Annotated in this window: 18 protein-coding genes and 1 other annotated feature; of the genes, 6 read left to right on the forward strand and 12 right to left on the reverse strand. The window is 31.1% G+C overall.

Annotation, left to right across the window (positions count from 1 at the left end; genetic code table 11):
* Positions 1-2 precede the first annotated feature (2 nt).
* From SOR60_RS07735 to SOR60_RS07745, 3 genes are all read left to right on the forward strand, one after another.
* Entirely contained in the window at positions 3-785 is a 783-nt protein-coding gene (locus SOR60_RS07735; protein WP_229771212.1) for a PfkB family carbohydrate kinase, read from the forward strand.
* A 19-nt stretch (positions 786-804) separates the two neighbouring features.
* Positions 805-2,145 carry an MATE family efflux transporter gene (locus tag SOR60_RS07740; RefSeq protein WP_154540305.1) on the forward strand — a complete coding sequence of 447 codons (1,341 nt, stop codon included), beginning with the start codon at positions 805-807 and terminating at the stop codon, positions 2,143-2,145.
* A 136-nt stretch (positions 2,146-2,281) separates the two neighbouring features.
* Positions 2,282-2,542, forward strand: a complete 261-nt coding sequence (locus tag SOR60_RS07745; protein ID WP_154540303.1) for a hypothetical protein — start codon at positions 2,282-2,284, stop codon at positions 2,540-2,542.
* Positions 2,543-2,644: 102 nt separating this feature from the next.
* On the opposite strand, the gene SOR60_RS07750 is transcribed toward SOR60_RS07745, so the two are convergent.
* The 4 genes from SOR60_RS07750 to SOR60_RS07765 all read right to left on the reverse strand — a co-directional run bounded on the left by SOR60_RS07750 (position 2,645) and on the right by SOR60_RS07765 (position 6,609).
* On the reverse strand, positions 2,645-2,884 hold the full coding sequence (locus SOR60_RS07750; RefSeq protein ID WP_154540301.1) for a Veg family protein: 240 nt from the start codon (positions 2,882-2,884) through the stop codon (positions 2,645-2,647).
* Between the two features lie 92 nt (positions 2,885-2,976).
* Positions 2,977-4,362, reverse strand: a complete 1,386-nt coding sequence (locus SOR60_RS07755; protein WP_176270084.1) for an aminopeptidase — start codon at positions 4,360-4,362, stop codon at positions 2,977-2,979.
* A gap of 8 nt (positions 4,363-4,370) precedes the next feature.
* Entirely contained in the window at positions 4,371-6,206 is a 1,836-nt protein-coding gene (gene htpG / locus SOR60_RS07760; protein ID WP_320595633.1) for a molecular chaperone HtpG, read from the reverse strand.
* A 73-nt stretch (positions 6,207-6,279) separates the two neighbouring features.
* A complete protein-coding gene (locus tag SOR60_RS07765) occupies positions 6,280-6,609 on the reverse strand; it encodes a hypothetical protein (protein ID WP_154540295.1) in 330 nt (109 codons plus the stop codon).
* 99 nt (positions 6,610-6,708) lie between these two features.
* Here SOR60_RS07765 and SOR60_RS07770 point away from each other — a divergent pair, with 99 nt between their 5' ends.
* Complete coding sequence (locus SOR60_RS07770) at positions 6,709-6,924, forward strand: DUF1858 domain-containing protein (RefSeq protein ID WP_320595634.1); 216 nt, start codon at positions 6,709-6,711, stop codon at positions 6,922-6,924.
* 47 nt (positions 6,925-6,971) lie between these two features.
* Here the strand turns inward: SOR60_RS07770 and SOR60_RS07775 are convergent, their stop codons facing one another.
* From SOR60_RS07775 to SOR60_RS07810, 8 genes are all read right to left on the reverse strand, one after another.
* Entirely contained in the window at positions 6,972-8,381 is a 1,410-nt protein-coding gene (locus SOR60_RS07775; RefSeq protein ID WP_320595635.1) for an alanine/glycine:cation symporter family protein, read from the reverse strand.
* Positions 8,382-8,544: 163 nt separating this feature from the next.
* On the reverse strand, positions 8,545-9,612 hold the full coding sequence (gene alr / locus SOR60_RS07780) for an alanine racemase (protein WP_320595636.1): 1,068 nt from the start codon (positions 9,610-9,612) through the stop codon (positions 8,545-8,547).
* Between the two features lie 546 nt (positions 9,613-10,158).
* Positions 10,159-10,668, reverse strand: coding sequence for a tryptophan transporter (locus SOR60_RS07785; RefSeq protein ID WP_154540289.1), 510 nt, complete (start codon positions 10,666-10,668; stop codon positions 10,159-10,161).
* Between the two features lie 59 nt (positions 10,669-10,727).
* Positions 10,728-10,974 (reverse strand) — a binding site (T-box leader).
* Positions 10,975-11,052: 78 nt separating this feature from the next.
* On the reverse strand, positions 11,053-12,039 hold the full coding sequence (locus SOR60_RS07790) for a prephenate dehydratase (RefSeq protein ID WP_154540287.1): 987 nt from the start codon (positions 12,037-12,039) through the stop codon (positions 11,053-11,055).
* Complete coding sequence (gene aroC / locus SOR60_RS07795) at positions 12,029-13,108, reverse strand: chorismate synthase (RefSeq protein WP_320595637.1); 1,080 nt, start codon at positions 13,106-13,108, stop codon at positions 12,029-12,031. Before aroC ends, SOR60_RS07790 begins: the two co-directional genes overlap by 11 nt.
* Positions 13,109-13,117: 9 nt before the next feature.
* A complete protein-coding gene (gene aroF, locus SOR60_RS07800; protein ID WP_154540283.1) occupies positions 13,118-14,128 on the reverse strand; it encodes a 3-deoxy-7-phosphoheptulonate synthase in 1,011 nt (336 codons plus the stop codon).
* Between the two features lie 231 nt (positions 14,129-14,359).
* The gene (locus SOR60_RS07805; RefSeq protein ID WP_154540281.1) at positions 14,360-16,015 is read right to left on the reverse strand and encodes a putative manganese-dependent inorganic diphosphatase; all 1,656 of its coding nucleotides are present in this window, start codon (positions 16,013-16,015) and stop codon (positions 14,360-14,362) included.
* A 9-nt stretch (positions 16,016-16,024) separates the two neighbouring features.
* Positions 16,025-17,275 (reverse strand): hemolysin family protein, encoded by a 1,251-nt coding sequence (locus tag SOR60_RS07810; RefSeq protein WP_154540280.1) that lies wholly within the window; start codon positions 17,273-17,275, stop codon positions 16,025-16,027.
* A 107-nt stretch (positions 17,276-17,382) separates the two neighbouring features.
* On the opposite strand from SOR60_RS07810, the gene SOR60_RS07815 reads away from it, so the two are divergent.
* Both SOR60_RS07815 and SOR60_RS07820 read left to right on the forward strand, forming a co-directional pair.
* Positions 17,383-18,705: an NCS2 family permease gene (locus SOR60_RS07815; protein WP_154540278.1), complete on the forward strand. Its 1,323-nt coding sequence runs from the start codon at positions 17,383-17,385 to the stop codon at positions 18,703-18,705.
* A 619-nt stretch (positions 18,706-19,324) separates the two neighbouring features.
* Positions 19,325-20,824 (forward strand): MFS transporter, encoded by a 1,500-nt coding sequence (locus tag SOR60_RS07820; protein ID WP_154540276.1) that lies wholly within the window; start codon positions 19,325-19,327, stop codon positions 20,822-20,824.
* The last annotated feature ends 61 nt before the right edge of the window (positions 20,825-20,885 follow it).

The following is a 20,885-nucleotide window of genomic DNA, read 5'->3' on the forward strand; positions in this document are numbered from 1 at the left end:
TAATGGTAAAGAGAAGCGCTAAAAAGATTTTACTTATAAGTGATTTTTTATCCTGTGGAAATATAGGGGGCAATCTTGTTAGGGATGTGCTTTCTTTTTATACCTATAATGTTGATTTTGTTCCTACAGCTTTAATTTCAAATAAGTTTTCTATAAGTCCTATAGAAATTTCTATACAAAGTGATTATTTAAAAAATACCTTAAAAGTATTTAAAGAGCAAGAAAAAAGCTATGATGCTATATTTATAGGTTTTATAAAAAAAGACCAGGTAGATATTATTAAAGACTTTGTAAAAGATTATAAGTGTCCGATTTTTCTCGATCCTATTATGGGAGACAAGGGTTCTTTGTATAAGTCTTTGGATGAATCTATAATAAGGGTATACAAGGATATTTTAGACGTAGCTGATATTATCTTACCTAATTTTACTGAAGCAAGCCTTTTGACTGATTATAAGTTTGACAATCCTAGGTCCCTTTTAGACTATTTTTCATCTTTTGGGAAAAAACTCATTATTACAAGTGTTAAAGAAGGAAATAAATTTTACATCTATGCTAAGGAATTTGATTTTATTAAAGTAGAATTTAAATACATATCCCATTCCTTTGGAGGAACTGGTGACTTGTTCGATGCCTTATTTATAAATTTCTACCTTGCTGGATTTAGCTTTATTGAATCTATAGAAAAAACTAGGATAATGATTGAGAAAATTCTCAAAAAGCAAATGGAAATTGATCCAAAGACAAGTGATATAGATATAGGAGAGATTTTTAAAAATATTTAGAAAGAATGGTGGTATTATTTTGATTAAGAATAAGTATGTTAAAAGGGCCATACAAATTGCCTGGCCTTCTGTATTAGAGTCGTTTTTTATTTCACTTGCTGGTATCATAGATACCTTTATGGTATCAGGCATTGGTTCATCCGCAGTTGCAGCTATAGGTCTTACAACTCAACCTAAGTTTATAGCTCTTTCATTTTTTATAGCTATCAGTGTTTCAGTATCAGCTTTGGTTGCAAGGCGTAGAGGTGAAGAGGATAAGCATAAGGCCAATCAAACTATGGTGACAGCTCTTATATTTGCTTTAATCTTGTGTATGATAATTTCAACTATTTTTGTTGTATTTACTCCATCAATTATAAGGCTTGCAGGCAGTTCAAAAGATACTCATGACTTGGCTGTAGATTATTTTACAATAATTATGGCAGGATTAATCTTTAATGTAATATCTATGACTATAAATGCAGCTCAAAGGGGTTCGGGAAACACACAAATAGCCTTTACTACTAATGTAGTCTCCTCTATTGTAAATATTTGTTTTAACTTTTTACTAATTAATGGAAACTTTGGTTTCCCAAAAATGGGAGTTGCGGGTGCTGCTCTTGCTACTGTTATAGGAACTTTTGTAGCAGCACTTATGTCCATATCTTCCCTATTTAGAAGAAGTTCATTTATGTCATTTAGGTTAATAGTTAGAGATAAGCTTCACTTTTCAAAAGCTATTTTTAAAGAGATATTAGGACTTGGTTCAAATATATTTGTTGAAAATATAGCAGCAAGGATTGGATTTTTAGTAACAGCTATTACAGCTGCAAAGCTTGGTACAGATCAATTTGCAGCTCATAATATAGGTATGAACCTACTTTCCTTATCATTTTCATTTGGTGATGGTATGCAAGTTGCTGCGGTTGCACTAACGGGTAAAGCTTTAGGTGCAAAGCTTAAAAAGGATGCTGTTATATATGGAAAAACTTGTCAACAAATAGGTCTAACTATTTCTGTTATAATATCAATTATTCTTGTTCTTTTTAGGAAAAATATCTTTATGATGTTCTTTGATGATCCTCATATAATTGAAATGGGTTCAATCATAACATTCTACTTAATATTTATAGTGATATTCCAAATATCTCAAATTATATTTGGAGGATGCCTAAGAGCTGCAGGAGATGTAAAATATACTCTTGCAGTAAGTCTTATTGCTATAACTTTAATAAGGTCAGCGGCCACCCTATTTTTTGTAAATGTTTTAGGTCTTGGACTTCAAGGAATCTGGATGGGTGTTTTAGCAGACCAAGCCTCAAGATTTTTAGGTTTGTGGCATAGATTTAGACAAGGTAAGTGGGTTGACTTAGAAATATAAAATATTTATTATTATTAATCATATTAGCTAATTTGGAATAAAGTTCCACTAATATTTGAATTTTTTATTAATTCAGGTATATTATAATTGCTATCAGGAATGTAAGGTAGCAATATAATTTTAGGGGGATTTAAAAATGAAAATTAAAAAAGTATTACCAGTATTAGCATTATCAATTGCACTAGTTGGATGTGGAAACTCAAACAATAAAAAAGAAGAACCAGCTTCTACAACAACAACAGAAACAACAGCTCCAGCATCAAATGATGCTAAGTCAAATGATAAATCAAACGATAAGTCAAAGACTAAATCTGATGATAAATCAAATGCTAAATCTGATGACAAATCAAACGATTCAAGCAAACCAGAATCAAATGATGCTAGCTCAAATAAGTAATAAGTAAAAAAGAAAAAATCTATTGCAAATTAATGCAATAGATTTTTTTATACCTAAAAATCAAAAATCACCGTATATCTCAACGATGATTTTTATATTAATTTAGTTTTTTATCTGTAACTTAACAGTTGAAGTTAGTACATCTGAGTAACTGTAAGATACAGTTCTTTCTGTATTAAAATCATTATTTACTTTTATTGTAAAAACACTTGGGAAAGCGTCTAAAATCACACCATTTTTTGTGACAATTCTTTTCCTACCTTTATCAGCTTTAAGTGTAACTTCCTTACCTACATTTTCTTCAACAGCTGTCCTTATTTCATTTACTGATTTAAATTCCATATATCCACCTTCCATGCATTTGTAACTATTATACTATAGAAAGCATAAATTGTCAAATCAGCTTAATATTATACGACAGATTAAATATATTGTCAAATGTTTTTATAAAATGCTTTATATGCTGTAAATGTAGAGTAAAAGTCAGCTTTTGAGATTAGTTCAATTGGTGCATGCATGGATATAACTGGTGTCCCACAATCTACTACATCCATTCCATATTCTGCAAGTATATAAGCTATAGTTCCACCACCACCTTGGTCAATCTTTCCAAGCTCTCCTGTTTGGTAAATAACTTTCTCTTTATTAAAGGCAATACGTACTTCTGAAAGATATTCTGCATTAGCATCATTTGAGCCACCTTTTCCACCTGAACCTGTATATTTAGTTAAAGCTACACCATGAGATAATTGGGCTGCATTTTGGCTTTCTGTGGCATCAGGAAAATTAGGATCGTCAGCAAGAGTAACATCTGCTGAAAGTACCTTAGAATTTTTTAAGGCTCTTTTGAAAGTCACTAAATTTACTGCTTCTTTTAAATTCATCAGCTCAAGTAGGGTATTTTCAAAAAATTGTGATGTCATGCCTGTAGCTCCAACAGAACCTATTTCTTCTTTGTCTACAAAAAGCCCAACTAGAGTTTTTTTAGTTTCCTTTATATCAAGTAAGGCTCTTAAGGCCGCATACGAACACACCCTATCATCATGTCCATGAGCTGCAATCATTGACCTATCAAATCCAACTTCTCTTGATTTTCCAGCTGGAACTACTTCAAGTTCTGCTGTAATGAAATCTTCTTCTTCAATATTGTACTTATCATTTAATATCTTTAGGATATTTTTTTTAACTGGATTGTCATCCTCATTTTTTAAAGGTCTGTTTCCAACTATGATTGAAAGTTGCTCTCCTGTTACAACATCTTTAGCAGCTTTTGTAAGTAATTCTTTTGATAGGTGAATTAAAAGCTCTGAGATGAAAAATACAGGTTCATCTTCTCTTTCTCCTATAGAAATATCTATTTTTTCACCATCTTTTGTAAAGACTACACCATGTAGGGCAAGCGGGATGTTTGTCCAATGGTATTTTTTCACTCCACCATAATAGTGGGTCTTAAGATAGGCAATTCCATTATCTTCTTTAAGTGGAACTGGCTTTAAATCAAGCCTAGGTGAGTCTATATGACCTCCTACTATAGAAAGACCCTTACTGAAATCCTCACTTCCTATATGAAACATAGCTACTGCTTTGTTTTTATTTATAGCATAAACCTTGTCCCCTGCTTGGAGTTTTCCGTCTTTGATTTTTTCTTCGATATCAACATAACCATTTTCTTTGGCATATCTTACAATTTCACTACAAGCAAGCCTTTCAGTTTTTGCAACATCAAGAAAATTCATATAATCTTTTGATAGATTCTCTAATTCTTTTTCTTCATCTGTTGTAAGATTTTGCCAAACATTTTTTCTCTTATACTCTGTCATGATTTCTCCTAAATTAATTTCCAAATATTTTTAGTATAGGTCATTGGATCTTCTATTTCTAGTCCTTCTAATAATTTTGCTTGGTCAAATAAGATATTTGTCAATATTTTTAATTCATTCTCATCTGCCTTTTTGAGTAGGTCATAAGCCTTAGAATTCTTATTTATTTCAAGAACTTTTTGAGCTTTGATATGAGGAGCATTTTCTTGCAATTTTAGGGTTTTCTCCATTTCTATAGAAACTTCACCCTTTTGCTTAATCATAGATATTACTTCATCAGATAGATTTTCAGATATCTTTACATCAACTACCTCATCTGGTAAAATTTCTTTCATCTTTCCTATAAGATCCTTGTCATCTTCTGATTCTTCTTCATTATCTTCTACTTGACTTATAGACTTAAACTCTATGTCCTTGTATTTTCCTAGCATCTTTATTAAGAATTCATCAAGCTTTTCATAAAGTAGAAGTACATCACAGTCTTTGTCAACTGATTTGAGGGCTGGTGATTCTTTTATTTTTTCCAAACTTTCTCCAACCGCATATAATATACTTTCATCAGTTGATTTCATATTTTCCTTGTATTCGGAAAGTGAAATTAGCTTATCTTCATTTCTTGAATAAAATAGAAGTAAATCTTCTAACTTATCCTTTTTTGCTCCGTATGATTCATATATAGCGACTTTAATATTGTTCCCAAATTCTTTGAAGAAAGTTTCATATTTTTCCCTGTCATTGTTCATTAAGTCTAGAAGATGAGATTTTATTCTCTTGTTTATTTGTTTGGATATAAACCTAAGCTCTCTTGTTTGTTGTAGGGTTTCTCTTGATATATTAAGTGATATATCATCACTTTCTACAACTCCCTTGGCGAAGGCAAATTCATCATCTAAAAGATCTTCATGTCTTTCTTTTATTTTTACACCATTTGAGTAAAGCTCAAGCCCTTTTTGAAAGTCTTTTGAATAAAAATCAAAAGGAGCCTTTCTTGGTATATAGATAATTGCCTTAAATCTAACCGCACCTTCTATGTCTAAATGAATCCATGAAAGTGGATCATCAAATCCATATCCTTGATCCTTATAGAAATTTATATATTCTTCATCTTTTAAATCTTTTTTATTCTTCTTCCAAATTGGAATTTCTGAATTTAGGACTTCAACTTCTGAATATTCTTCATATTTTGGATTTTCATCAGTGGAGTCTTCAGCCTTTCTAGACTTTGTAACTTCCATTTTTATAGGATATCTAATATAGTTGGAATATCTTCTTACAAGTTCTTTTATTTTATATTGGTCAATGTAGATGTCATAATTTTCATCTTTAGTATTCTCTTTTAAGAATAGGGTAATCTCTGTACCTTGGTCCTCTTTTTCTGAATCTTCTATTTCATAGTTTTCAGCATTTTCACTAATCCATTTATGAGCTTTGCCATCTTTTTTGGAATTTACTACAATCTTATCACTTACCATAAAAGCCGAATAGAATCCTACACCAAATTGTCCAATAAGATTATCTATATTTTCATCTTTGACATTTTTTTTGAATATCTCAGTTCCTGATTTTGCTATAGTTCCGAGATTTTCTTCAAGTTCAGTTTCATCCATTCCTATACCAGTATCTTTTATAGTAAGACTTCTCTGATCCTTATTTGGTATAATTTCTATATAATAATCACTTTTATCAACATTTTTATCTGATTTTAAATCTTTATAATATAATTTATCAATAGCATCTGAAGCATTTGAAATTAATTCTCTAAGAAAAATATCCTTATTTGTATAAATAGAATTAATCATTAAATCCATAACTTTTTTAGCTTCAGCTTTAAATTCTTTTTTCATAAATCCTCCTTAGCACTTTACTCTTTCGACTGCTAATATTATACTAATACTTATATCTTTTTCAATTGTTAATCTATTTCAAGTCTTTTGAAAGTTTAAATATTTCAACTTGAATTTTAATTTGCTCTTTTTTTAAATTTTCTAGTTCATCTTTTCTAGTATGCTTAATTATTAAAGCCTGAAAGAAATTTGCCATGATAAAAATAAGAACAAAAACTATAATTTTAGCTTGATTTGGAAGATTAAAAAGATTTGATACTAATACAAAGACTATAGCTGTAAGAATAGATTTAATAAAAAATAAAAGGAAATTCCCCTTATTTGATAATTCAATCATTTTTTCATCTATTTTTCTAAGTTCTTCTCTTAGTTCATTTATTTGATTTAATTTTTCCTTATCCATAATAACTCCTAAGTAAATTGTACTCCAATCCATAGTAAAATGCTTTGATTTTTTATATATCTTATAGTAAAATGTATCTATACTAAAGGAGGGTTATTTATGGCTTTAGAAGAGAAAAGAAAAGAAAAGGTAGAAATTACACACGATATGTTAATCGGTGATATAATACAAGCAAAACCAGAATCAATAAATAAATTCCTACAAGTAGGAATGGGTTGTATAGCATGCCCTTCATCATTATACGAAACTCTTGATGAAGCTTGTATGGTACATGGACTAGATCCTAATTATATGCTTGAACTTTTAAATAATTAATAAAAATCAGCTGACTTTATAATCAGCTGATTTTTGTTTACTTGTTTTTAATTTTCAAAATATTTTCTCCACTTATTATCATAAGTCCATTTATAATCCCCTCTTAAAGATCCATCCTTATACTTATCAAAATCTTTTAAGATCTTTCTATAAGTATTACTCATTATAATAAGTGCTATAACATTTGGTATTACCATAAGAGCATTGGCTGTATCGGCAACACCCCATGCGAATTTAAGACCACCGATAGAACCTAGATAACAAAATCCAATATAGGCATACTTAAAAATTTCTGCCAACTTACTTGAACCAGTAAGATATTTTACACATCTTTGACCATAATAACACCATGATACAGCTGTTGTAAAAGCAAAAAGAATAAGGGCTACAGCTACTATATATTTCCCTAGAGGAAGAACTTTTGAAAAGGAATGAGCTGTTAAGGCTGCACCTTGAAGTTCTGGATTTTTCCAAAGTCCACTTGTTATAATTACTAGGGCTGTCATGGTACATATTATCATTGATGATACAAAAACTTCTACAGCTCCCCACATACCTTGTCTTATAGGATGGTCTGTATGGCTTGTGGCATGGGCCATAGGAGCTGTTCCGAGACCTGCCTCATTTGAAAAAATCCCTCTTGCTAGTCCCCATCTTATAGACACAAGAATTCCTCCTCCAGTAAATCCACCAATAGCTGATGATTTAGTAAATGCACTTATAAAAATTTCTTTAAAAGCTGGCAGTAATTTATCTATCTGAAGAATAAGAATTAAAATACAACCCAAAATATAAAAAATTGACATAAATGGAACTATCTTTGCCGCAAAAGCTCCTATTCTTTTTATACCTCCAACTATTACTAGAAACATAAATACTAAAATTATTATTCCAGTTATGTATAGGGGTAAACCTGTAATGCTATTAACTGATTCAGAAATCGAGTTAGACTGAACTAGGGCACCTGTACCAATTATTGCAATGAAGGCAAAAAAAGAAAAAAGTTTTGCTAAAAATTTAGATCCTGCACCTTTTGATATATAATACATAGGACCACCAATGAGCTTACCATCATAATCATTTTCTCTAGTAGCTACAGCCATCGACACTTCAACCATCTTTGTAGTCATACAAATAAGGGCTGCAATCCACATCCAAAATATAGCACCAGCACCTCCAAATTCAATAGCTGTTGCAACTCCAACTATATTCCCAGCTCCTATTGTTCCAGCAAGGGCAGTTGATACAGCCTGGAAGGGAGAAATTGAATTTTTATCACTTTTTGAATCTTTAAAAAGTCTTCCAAATGTATTTTTAAAAATATATGAGAAGTTCTTAAAGACCCAAAAATCAGATTTTATTATAAGGTAAATTCCTCCAAATAAAAGTACAACAATCATTGGATATCCCCATAAAAAGTTGCTTAGTTCTGTATTTATTTTTATAATTCTATCCATTGTTTCCATCCTTTTTAATTAAAAACTAATATTTTTATTATAAAGCAAAATGAAAATTTTAAAATCTTTTTTTATATTATTTCTTTAGACAAAATAAATAATTTAAATATTTTTTAAATAAAAAAAACTCTTGCAGTAAATTTTCTTTGCTGCAAGAGTATCATTATTTTTTATATATTCTTGGAACTCTTGTACTTACTGAGGTCATAAGCTCATAAACTATGGTATCAACCTTATTTGCTTCTTCATATATATCTGAATAAACTATTACCTTATCTCCAACTTTGCAATCTAATCCGGTAATATCAACCATAACTTGATCCATACAAACCCTACCTACTACCTGACAAGGCTTTCCATTTATAATCATTGTTCCACAATTTGAGAATTTTCTAAAGTAACCATCAGCATAACCGATAGATATAGTGGCAATTTTCATATTTTTAGGTGCCTTAAATGTTCTCCCATAGCTAATATAAGTCCCTTTTTTAACTTCTTTTATAAATGACACACTTGAATATAATTCAAAAGTTTTTTTAATTTCTATCTGATTTAATTCTCTCATATAATCAGATGGATATATTCCAAATAAACTTATTCCACTTCTTACCATATCCTTTGTAATATTGTGAGCTATTGCTGATGCATCATTTGAAATATGTACAAATTTAAAATCAAAGTCATTCTTTACTTTATCTATTATCTTATTGAATGTTTCATACTGAAACTTAGTATAAGACTTATCTTCTTCATCAGCAGTAGAAAAATGTGAGAAAGCAGATATTATATCTATATTATCTAGTTTTTTAAGCTCTTTTATCTTATCAATTTCAAAATCTCTAAAGCCAATCCTACTATGTCCTGTATCAAGAGCTAAGTGACCCTTTATTTTATTATCAATACAACTATTAATAGCCTTAGCTAAGTCCAAATCATAAATTGCTATATCAATATTATATTTTATGCATTTTTCTATATTTTCTACTGGAACATATCCAAGTATCAATATAGGAGTATCGATACTATTTTCTCTTAATTCTATAGCCTCAGAAAGTCTTGCTACAGCTATATAATCTATATCCCCCTCTATTTCTTTGGCAATTTTTACAGCTCCTAACCCATAGGCATCTGCTTTAAGAACTGCACAAAACATAGCATCCTTATCTAAATTTCTCATAGCATTGAGATTGTATTTTATATTACTTAAATTGACTTCTAAATAAGTTTCCACAAGTATTACACCTTCTATCCTTCTCTGTTATAAATAAATTTTATTATCTAATAAAGTAAAATAGCAAATTATTCTATTAAAAATATGTATAAAAAACCGAGACAAAGCACTTTATTAAAAAAAAGCAAATTTCTAATCTTACTTCAAAAAATAAGTCGGATAAATTTCTATACAATTATCAGTTAACTAATAACTTTTATATTTTTATTCTATTATTTAACCATCCTATTTGCAACTAATATTTTGCTTGTAATATAGAGTAATCCTTATTTTTGCTTAAATTTTTCTATAAAAAACCACTTGTCCCCTATAGGAACAAATGGTTAATTCGTGATGCCATCCTATACTTAAAGCTTTCGATTTTCTATCAGATAATTACAAATCCTATTTTTATAGATGAAGAAAGCAACTCAGTTACTTTCTTCAGCTCTCATTCATATCTCCATTCATCCTTACTCATCCTATAAGCTTCCAACCATATGCTTATTTTCTTTAAAGCCTTGTAGGGATTTCTTACTTCTAATCATAAATTTCATATTTAATTATCTATACAAATCTTTTATTATAAAGTCCTAAAATTTTGTCAAAGAATAAACCCACTATTATATTTACTGCTGCTGTTGGTATAACTAGAGCTAAAAACATAGCTGGCACTCCAACACCTTTAGGAAGAGCTCCTGCTAAGTTCATTAAAAATAAAAATATAAGTCCAGAAAGACATGTTCCTAAAAAGTAAAGTGCTCCTTTTGATACTAGACTTCCTATTTTATTTTCAGCTATAAATTTACTTCCTGCATAAACAAATAAGCTTGAAATGACCTTATCTACAAAATTCGGAACAAATCCACCTGGAGCACTTGTTGTAATTCCAGCAAGGATTCCACCAGCAACACCTACTGCTAAGGCTGTTTTAATATCTTTATTTGCAATTATTATAGTAAATACGCAAACTAACATAAAATCTGGTTTTACCATATTTACGAAACCTGGTATAAGGTGAAGTATTGTTCCTATAGCTAAAAGTATAGCTGACTGTGTAATTGTTCTTGTTTTCATTATAAACTCCTTTTTTCCTAATATTTAAAAATTCCCAATAAAAAACCACTTGCTCCTATATTAGGAGCAAATGGTATAAATTCGCGGTGCCATCCTACTTATGCAAAAAAATCTGCACATCTTTATTCTGATACTAATCATAATAACTTTCATATCATATCCCTATAACGCGGGAAACGACTCGGCTACTATATTCACCTCGCACTCTCAGATCCATTCAGTCTTAGTTCCTTACTTGTTTCCACCACACACAAGCTCTCTATAAAAGAATTGTAAAACTTACTTACTTCTGATCAAAGTTTTAAAATAATCTAAAACTAATAACTTATAAGTTATTATGATTATATATCCATTTTTAGGATTTGTCAAATTAATTTACTATCTTTAAAATTCTATATAATTTCCCATAAATTCAAAATCATCAGCTTCCTTTTTCAATATATCTAAAAGTACTCTTACCTTCTTTTCTCTTATATTTCCATCAAAGTCAAAATAAAAAATAAATTTAAAGTCTGAACCTGGTATAGGACTTGACTCAAGTTTAGTCATATTTATACCTAAAATTTTAAAAAATTCTACTATTTCTATAAGAGATCCCGGTTTATCTAGGGCCTTTAGTCTTATGGAAATTTTGTTTGAATTTTCAAAGATTTTTATATCCTTAGCTACAATAATAAATCTAGTGTAGTTGTTTTCTTCATTTTGGATATTCTTATCAAGTATTTTTAATCCATACTCTTTTGCTGCAAATTTGCTAGCTATGGCTGCCTTACTCTTATCATTAGATTCTTTAACATACTTTGCAGAAAGAGCTGTATTAAAATACTCATTTTCCTTAAAGTTTCTTTCATAAATATAGTCCCTACACTGACCCAGTGCTTGGGGATGAGAATATACTTCTTTTATATCAGCTAAATTTGCATCTATATTTCCAAGTAAAAAATGATTTATGTCTAGCTTAAATGACCCAATAATATAAAAATTTCTCTTAAGCATAAGATTATAAACTTCTTTAACAGATCCATAAGATGAATTTTCTAATGGTAAAATTCCATACTGAGATTTTTCTTTTTCTATGCTATCTAGAATTTCTGAAAATCTCTTAAAATAAGAAATTTTCTTATCTTCAAAAATTATATTTGCAACCTGATCTGCATAAGAGCCCTTACATCCTCCTACTGCAATTTTACCTTTTTTAATAAAAGGATTTTTTGAAAGTTTTTGATATATTTTTTTTGAAAATTCTCCATCTTCTTTTGAAAGAAGTATATATTGATACCTATCTTTTATAATATCTTCAATTTCTTTTAGCTTATCTTCAGAAAATCTGTCTATGTTATTTTTTAAGTCATATATATATTTATAAGTCATTTAAGAAGTCCAATATTGTAAGGGCCATTATAGATTCTGCTATAGGTGGCGTTCTTAGGGCAAGGCATGGATCATGACGTCCCTTTATTACAAGCTCTTTTTCTTTTTTTTCTTTTAAGGAAAATGACTTTTGAGGAAGGGATATTGATGCTGTAGGCTTGAAAATAAGATCAAATACCACAGCCTCACCATTTGTAATTCCACCTACAACACCACCTGCATGGTTTGTTTTAGTCCTTACTTTTCCGTCTATTATTTCAAATTGATCATTATGTTCTGACCCTCTCATTTTAAAAGAGTCTAAGCCATCTCCAAAAGAAACTGCCCTAACTGCTGGAACTCCATAAGAAAGGTAGGCAATCCTTGATTCAAAAGAATCGTAGTTTGGATCTCCAAGACCTTTTGGAACTCCTGTTGCAAAAACTTGACAGATTCCCCCAACCGAGTCAAGATTTCCCCTTACATCTTCAAGTAAGACTCTTATCTCTTTTTCCTTTTTTTCATCAAGAACTGCAATTTCTTTGTTCTTTATTTTATCAAGCTCATCCATAGGAGGATTTAGCAAAGGTATTTTCCTATCTTCTATTCCTCCTATATTTTTAAGTCTAGCATGAATTTTTATACCTTTTTTTTCAATTATTTGCTTAGCAATACCTCCTGCAAGGCAAAGCGGAGCTGTTATACGACCTGAAAAAGGTCCTGATCCATTCATATCCAAATCTTTTCCATATTTTATAAGGGAAGTGTAGTCAGCATGAGAAGGCCTTGGTACATCTATTAAGTTTTTATAGTCTTTTGAAAGATAATCTCCATTTCTTATAATCCCTACTATGGTCTTGGATACAATTTTATTGTCTATTACACCAGATAAAAACTCAGGTTTATCTACTTCTTTTCTCTTTGTAGTATATTTAGACTTTCCCGGAGCTCTTCTTTGCATAAAAGTGCAAAGTTTTTCATAGTCTATCTCAAAGCCCGGTTTTATATCATCCATTACTACCCCAATAAAAGATTGGTGACTTGAGCCAAATATAGTTGTCTTTAAATTTTTTCCAAAGCTTTGGGTCATTTATTTCTCCTATAAGCTTTTTCTTAATTCATGAATTTGTTTTGTTGCCTTTAATAGCATATCAAACTCATCTGGAATGATACATTGAGCTCCATCCGAGAAGGCCTTAGCTGGATTTTCATGTACTTCTATCATTAGTCCATCTGCTCCAACTGCAACTGCAGATAAGGATAAGTCTCTTACATATCTTGCTATTCCTGCCGCATGGGATGGATCAATAATTACTGGAAGGTGGGTTTTTTCGTGTAAGAAAGGTACAGCTGTTACATCAAGGGTATTTCTTGTTGCTGTTTCAAATGTTCTTATTCCTCTTTCACATAAAATAACCTTGGTATTTCCATTTGACATAATATATTCAGCAGCCATTAAAAGCTCTTCATAAGTTGCTGAAAGTCCTCTCTTAAGTAATATAGGTTTGTCAGTTTTCCCAAGTTCCTTAAGTAAGTCAAAATTTTGCATATTTCTTGCTCCTACTTGAAGGATATCTATGTCATCAAAGTATTTTAATTGATTTATTTCCATTATCTCAGATACTAAGGCAAGTCCTGTTTCCTTTTTAGCAGATACTAGGTAGTCTATAGCTTTTGGACCATAGCCTTGGAATGAGTATGGGCTAGTCCTTGGTTTGAACGCTCCACCCCTAAGTATCGTAGCTCCTGATTCTTTTATTTTTTTTGCAATTGATACAATTTGCTCTTCGCTTTCAACAGAGCATGGACCTGCCATATATACAAAAGTACCTCCACCAATTTGAGTTCCATTATTTAGTCTTATTATTGTATCTTCTGGGTGAAATTTTCTATTTGCTTTTTTGTATGGTTCTTGAATTCTTATAACATCATCTACAACCTCTTTTGATTTCATATCATCTTTTGATACTTTTGATGTATCTCCTAAAAGACCAAGGATAGTAGTATTTTCTCCAACTGCAGTGGATACCTTAAGCCCCATATCTTCAATTTCTTTAATTAGTTCTTCTATTTTTTCTTTTTTTACTCCATTTTTTAGTTTAATAATCATATTCTTTTCCTCCAAATTAAATAAAAAAAGCTTCTTGGCAATCTACCAAGAAGCTAAATTCAAAACTTAAAGTGTTTTTGGATTTTGCACATGATAAATAGCCTTACTCTTATTAAAAGTAAAGTAAAAAAAGTAAAAGCTATATTGTGCAAAATTTATGGTTTTCATTACTTTAATCTCCTCTAAGTTTTAATTGAAATTATTATAGCATGATTTTCCTAAAAAGTAAAATTAATTATTATGGCTATTTACAATTGCTTCAGTAATTTTGGGTATAACTTGTTTCTTTCTTGAAAGAACTCCAGGGGCTGATATTGTACCATTTTTAACCTTATTTCCAAACACATTTTCTATATCAGATAAATAATTACCTACAACTAAAAGTTCAGATTTTTTATTAAATATATCTGTAAGAACCAAGACAAAGGTGTTTTCTCCTTTTGATCTAATTTTCTCTTTCATCAGCTCTTCTAATTCTTCCTTTATAGGCTCAAGCTCTTCTGGATTCATAGTCATAACCTGACCTACCCTAATCTTATCTTCACCTATGGTAAAGGTCTTTACATCACCTTCTATCAAATCTTCTGGAGACTTGTTTTTGAGACTTGTACCTGCCTTAAACATCTTCATAGCAAAATCTTCTTCATCAAGGTCTGCTATTTTTGTAAGTCTTTTTAGAATTCTCTTGTCTGTCTCTGTGGTTGTAGGCGACCTAAACAAAAGGGTATCTGAGATAATAGCTGCAGAAAGAATGCCTGCAATCTCCTTTGATGGCCTAATTCCTGATTCAAAAAACATCTTTGCAACTATTGTTGCGGTTGAACCTACAGGTTCTGCCCTAAAGAATAGGGGTGAATTTGTAACAACATTTGCCACCCTATGATGGTCTATTATCTCTACTATTTCAGCATAGTCTATGTCATCTATTGACTGATTACGTTCATTGTGGTCGACTAGGATGAGTTTTTTCTTATCATCTGTTATAAGATGGTATCTAGAAATTGCACCTAAAACTCTCCCCCTAGTATCAAGGATAGGGTAGGATCTAAATCTTGTTTTACCCATAAGCTCTCTAACAGTATCTACAGTATCATCTGGTGTAAAATATACAATATTTTCTGTACTCATAACATTTGCTATAGGAATGGACATTGGAAGAAGCCTTGCCGTCATGAATGTATCATACTCTGTAGAAATTATTGTTATGTGATTGTTCTTAGCCATTTCCTTTAAATCTTCACTAATATCTGAGCCATTAGTTAAGATTATAAGAGATACATTTCTTTCTAATAAATACTCTTGAGCTTCTCTCCTATTTCCTGTGATTACAAGATCTCCATCCCCAATCAAATCATTTTGTGGAGAATCTTTCTCATTCATGGCAAATACCATCATCTTTCCTGTAAACTCTCTTGGATTTTCAGGATTTACTATAACCTTAGCTGATAACACATCAGCAATATTTTCTAAAGAAGTATGAGTTCTTCCTATTATCTTATCATCCCAAACTTCCATATATGAATGGGTGAGATTTGAAAGACTTGCTACTCCTATAAGTTTTTCTCTTTCATCTACTACAAAAAGCGAGTTAAGCTTATTTTCTTGAATTATTGACCAAGCATGTCTAATTGGCAAAGATTCATCCACATTATAAGAATTATCGTAATTTATATCCTTTATTTGAAGTTTCATTGAATCCTTGAATATAGGTGCCTTCATTCCAAAATAATCTAGGACAAATTGAGTTTCTTGATTTATATGTCCAAGCCTTATTGGTATAGCATCTGTTTCTCCTAGCCTATTCTTTAAATTAGCATAGGCAAGAGCCGAGCATATAGAGTCTGTATCTGGATTTTTATGCCCTGTAATATATACTGTATCTTTCATAATCACCTCTTAATTTTCATTAAATCTTACCCTAACTAAGTCAATTTTATATCTTTCAACCTTTTCACATATAAGGGTAATACCTGAAACTTTTACCAAATCACCAGCTTTAGGTAACCTATTTAAATAATCTATAACAAGACCACCAATAGAATCGTTCTTTACTTCTTGTAAATTTTTGTTGAAATAATCATTGAAGTCATTTATATGCATACTAGCTTCAATTATAAATTCATTGTCGGAAACTTTATAGATTTTCTCATTATTTAGGTCATATTCATCATAAATATCACCAACCAGCTCTTCTACTATATCCTCTATGGAAACAAGACCTTCTGTTCCACCATATTCATCAACTACAATTGCAAGGGAAACATTCATCTTCTTCATAGACTTAAACAAATCAATAATATTCATATTCTCATAGGCATAGTAGGTTTGTCTTAACATATCCTTTAATTTTGGATCTCTTCCTTCTGCTATAAAGGTTACTATGTCTTTCATATGAAGGACACCTACAATATTATCAATGCTTTCTCCATAAACTGGAATTCTTGAATGTTTACATTCTATTAAAAACTCATCTAACTCCTTCTTGCTTGCATCAATTGAGATAGTTTCCATGTTAGTCCTCGGAGTCATTATATCTGATGCAAAAGACTGACCAAAGTCAAATACATTATTTATAATTTCACTTTCTTCGTTATTTAGGACACCTTGCTCTTCACCAACATCTACTATGGTCTTTAAGTCTTCTTCTGTAACCTGGTTTTTATCAACACCCTCATCTGACATAAGCTTGGTTAAGTACTTTGTGAAAATTCCCAACAAAAATACAAGTGGTTTTAATATTAGTGATATAAAATAAATAGTTCTTGCAAATCTAAGGGCAATTTTTTCACTATTTATTTGAGCTGCCATCTTTGGAGTAATTTCACCAAAAATAAGTACTGTTATAGTAACAATAACTGTTGATATTGCAGCTCCTGCTGCCCCAAATATATCTGTAAAAAATAAAGTTGCTATAGTAGTAGTAAGTATATTTACTATATTATTCCCAACTAGGATAGTTGTTATTGTGTTTTGGCTATCTTCCACTAATTTTTTCAAAAGACTAGCATTCTTAACTTCTTTTTCTTCAAGCTGCCTTAGTTTAAACTTGTTAATCGATGTAATAGCTGTTTCTGATGATGAAAAAAATGCAGATAATAAAATACCTGTAATCATAGCTATAAGTTCTATAATGTTTTTTGTCGTCAAAACGCCCTCCTTAACATACATTATAATAGAAGGTTATAAAAAAATAAAGTGATTAATTAAAGCAATTATGGTATAATATGTGCCGTAAAATACTTAAGGAGGTATTAATGGTAAAGAATCAAAATTCACTTGCCGAAAGATTTTTTAAGCTCAAAAAAAATGGCAGTGATGTAAAAACTGAAATTATGGCAGGGATTACTACCTTTATGACTATGTCTTATATTTTGGCAGTCAATCCACAAATCTTAGGAGATGCTGGTATGGATAAGGGTGCAGTATTTACTGCGACAATTATCTCATCTATAGTGGCAATACTTGTAATGGGCCTATATGCCAATCTTCCATTTGGACTTGCTCCAGGTATGGGACTTAACGCATTTTTTGCCTATACTGTAGTACTTACTATGGGAAAAAGTTGGGAATTTGCCCTAACAGCAGTGTTTATTGAAGGAATTATATTTATACTTTTATCCCTTTTTAATGTTAGAGAAGCCATATTTAACGCAATTCCAAGAAGTTTAAAAACAGCAGTTTCAGTAGGTATAGGACTCTTTATAGCCCTAATAGGCCTTTTAAATTCAACAGTTATTGTAAAAACTGATGTTTCTTTAGGACTTGGAAACCTTGTAAGCAAAGAAAGCTTTATATTTTTCATATCCTTATTAATAATGGCAGTTTTAACTGCTAGAAAGGTAAAAGGGGCCCTCCTTATTGGTATAGTAGTATCAACAATTTTGGCACTTTTTACTGGGGTAAGCCATCTACCTGAAAATGGAATTGTACAGCTTCCTCCAACACTTAGTCCTATAGCATTCAAACTTGACTTCTCATCTATATTTTCATTTGAGATGTTCTCTGTTGTATTTGCCTTTTTATTTGTTGACTTATTTGATACAGTAGGAACCCTTACAGGTGTAGCAACAAAGGCTAATATGCTCGATGAAGATGGAAAACTTCCTAATGCAGGAAAAGCCCTTTTTGCTGATGCAGTTGGTACAACTATTGGTGCCCTATTAGGTACTTCAACTGTTACAACATTCGTAGAAAGTGCAACTGGGGTTGCAGAAGGTGGAAGAACGGGACTTACTGCTCTTTCAACAGGATTTTGCTTTCTACTAGCAATATTTTTCTATCCACTAATAGCAATAATCCCAGCACAAGCTACATCTGCTGCCTTAATTATGGTAGGACTTTTCATGATTGACTCAATAGTTGATATAAATTTTGGAGACTTTACAGAAAGCTTCCCAGCCTTTATGACAATTATAATGATGCCATTTGCCTATTCTATAGCAGAAGGGATTGCCTTTGGTATGATTTCTTATGCTATAGTAAAACTTCTATGTGGAAAGGGAAAGGAAGTTTCACCTTTAGTTTATATCCTAGCTATATTATTTTTAATAAGGTACATGATTCCACTATTTGCATAATTTAAAAGATTCCAAGCTCAAATGAGTTTGGAATCTTTTTTATCTTTTTCTTAATAGCTTATATAAAGTCTTGTTAAAGCCATATATAAAAATATAGTATCACATAATTATGAAAAAATAGAGATATATAATTTTACTAATTTGTGATAGGATTATATGATATAAATCAAAAGAAATAATACATGGTAAACAGCATATACACAAGAATAAACCCAATAGAACAAATCTGGAAACAATTTAGGTCTATAGATTAAAAAACGAATTCTTTAATTTCTTACTAGATGCTGATAGGTTGTGTAAAATAATAAATATTAACTAAAAGATTATTAAAAGCGTTAACCCTAGGGATTGATAGTTTAGAAAAATTAATTAGTATTATTATATTACTTTCACATCAGGCAAAGCAAGTAAAGCATCCGCAATATTTGCAATTTTTCATTCAATTTCTTCATATTTGTTTGATATATGGATAGAAAAAAGTTTATCGAGTTAATGCTTGACAAATCCTAAATATTATTGTATTTTATTAATTGATGTAACCGATTACATGATTGGTTTTTAACCTATGTAAACTTTTGCACATATCTTGTATCGGTAAATATTTTATAAGGAGAAATAAATGGATGATAAGAAACTTTATGTAGCAGGTCATGAGACCGAGCCTTACCATAGGGCCAAAATGTGGGAGATTGCTCTTTTTTCACTTAACAATAGTGCTTCAAACTTCTACCTCTTTGCCTTTGGATTTTTAGGTTTTTATGCAACAGGTGTAGCTGGCATGGCTACAGTTGTTATAGCAAGTGTACTAGGTCTTGCAAGACTTTTTGACGGTATTATCGACCCAGCAATCGGTACTATTATCGATAATGTAAACACAAAATGGGGACGTTATAGACCAATCATGCTTCTATCTAATATAGGCTTGATTTTATCTTTTATATTTTTATTTAATATACATAGGATGCCTATACCAACAGTAGTTGCCTTATTTATAGGACTAATATTTCATAAAATTGTGTATTCATTCCAACAAACAGTTACCAAGGCAGCCCAAGCTTCACTGACTAATGATCCAGAACAAAGACCTTTATTTTCGATCTTTGACTCTATATTTAACTTAGTCGTGTTTACAGGTGGCCAACTTTTTGTTACTAGGATTCTATTTGCTCGTATAGGTGCATACAATATGGAATTTTATGGTAATTTCCTACCTCTTCTTTGTGCTATATCCTTTGGCTTTACAATTCTTGCCATGTTTGGTATCAAAAGAAAGGATAATCCAAAGTACTTTGGTCTTGGAGAAGAAGAAGGTGAAAAACAATCTCTTAAGGAATATTTCTCAATCCTTAAAGATAATAAGCCTCTAAAAGTCCTTGCATTTTGTGGAGCTATGATTAAGTTTGCAGCGACAGTTATAGGAGATCAAAACTTCCTTGCCATCTTCTTTGGTATAATAGTTGGCAACTACATGCTTTCTGGTGATATAGCAGCTTGGACAATAATACCACAGCTTGCTTTTGTATTCCTATTTACAAGATTTGCCCAAAAGAAAGATCTTAAATTCTCATACAAGTCCTCTGTTACTATCGCAAGTATTGGACTTGCAGCTGTTATAGGACTTTTACTTATAGCTCCAGATACAAGAAGCCTTTCTAGCTTCTCAACCTTATCTATTATATTTATAGTACTTTGGATCTTAGCTAAAATTTCTGTCCAATATCCTACTTCTATAGTCCTCACTATGAGTGCTGATATCACAGACTATGTTACAGCAAAGACTGGTAAGTTTGCCCCTGGCCTTATAGGCACTATCTTCTCACTAACCGACTCAATAGCTTCTTCACTTGCACCAGTTGTTATCGGTTGGATAGTAGCTGGTATTGGATATGCAGATGGCTATCCTCAACCAGGAGATACCCTAACACCATCTATATTTATGGGAGGGCTCATTATACTAGGTGTTGTGCTTGCAAGCATTATAGTTACAATGATTGTCATCAGGCACTACCCACTCGATAGAAAAGAGATGGAGCTTATAGCTGAAGATATAGCTGTAAGAAAGAAGGTAAAAGAAGACCATCTAAATAATGAAGAGCGTACAGAAATTGAAATTAAATAATACTAATAGAACCTTAGGCTTTTTGGATTAGGATTTTTTAAAAACTAATTAAAAGAAGTTT

Source organism: Anaerococcus porci (assembly GCF_034090325.1).
GTDB classification, from domain to species: Bacteria; Bacillota; Clostridia; order Tissierellales; family Peptoniphilaceae; genus Anaerococcus; species Anaerococcus porci.

Excerpts from the sequence above, each read along its gene's own strand:
- SOR60_RS07735 (WP_229771212.1), top strand. The coding sequence starts at position 3 with ATGGTAAAGAGAAGCGCTAAAAAGATTTTACTTATAAGTGATTTTTTA.
- SOR60_RS07745 (WP_154540303.1), top strand. The coding sequence starts at position 2,282 with ATGAAAATTAAAAAAGTATTACCAGTATTAGCATTATCAATTGCACTA.
- SOR60_RS07750 (WP_154540301.1), bottom strand. The coding sequence starts at position 2,884 with ATGGAATTTAAATCAGTAAATGAAATAAGGACAGCTGTTGAAGAAAAT.
- SOR60_RS07755 (WP_176270084.1), bottom strand. The coding sequence starts at position 4,362 with ATGACAGAGTATAAGAGAAAAAATGTTTGGCAAAATCTTACAACAGAT.
- htpG (WP_320595633.1), bottom strand. The coding sequence starts at position 6,206 with ATGAAAAAAGAATTTAAAGCTGAAGCTAAAAAAGTTATGGATTTAATG.
- SOR60_RS07765 (WP_154540295.1), bottom strand. The coding sequence starts at position 6,609 with ATGGATAAGGAAAAATTAAATCAAATAAATGAACTAAGAGAAGAACTT.
- SOR60_RS07770 (WP_320595634.1), top strand. The coding sequence starts at position 6,709 with ATGGCTTTAGAAGAGAAAAGAAAAGAAAAGGTAGAAATTACACACGAT.
- SOR60_RS07775 (WP_320595635.1), bottom strand. The coding sequence starts at position 8,381 with ATGGATAGAATTATAAAAATAAATACAGAACTAAGCAACTTTTTATGG.
- SOR60_RS07785 (WP_154540289.1), bottom strand. The coding sequence starts at position 10,668 with ATGAAAACAAGAACAATTACACAGTCAGCTATACTTTTAGCTATAGGA.
- SOR60_RS07790 (WP_154540287.1), bottom strand. The coding sequence starts at position 12,039 with ATGACTTATAAATATATATATGACTTAAAAAATAACATAGACAGATTT.
- aroC (WP_320595637.1), bottom strand. The coding sequence starts at position 13,108 with ATGACCCAAAGCTTTGGAAAAAATTTAAAGACAACTATATTTGGCTCA.
- aroF (WP_154540283.1), bottom strand. The coding sequence starts at position 14,128 with ATGATTATTAAACTAAAAAATGGAGTAAAAAAAGAAAAAATAGAAGAA.
- SOR60_RS07805 (WP_154540281.1), bottom strand. The coding sequence starts at position 16,015 with ATGAAAGATACAGTATATATTACAGGGCATAAAAATCCAGATACAGAC.
- SOR60_RS07815 (WP_154540278.1), top strand. The coding sequence starts at position 17,383 with ATGGTAAAGAATCAAAATTCACTTGCCGAAAGATTTTTTAAGCTCAAA.
- SOR60_RS07820 (WP_154540276.1), top strand. The coding sequence starts at position 19,325 with ATGGATGATAAGAAACTTTATGTAGCAGGTCATGAGACCGAGCCTTAC.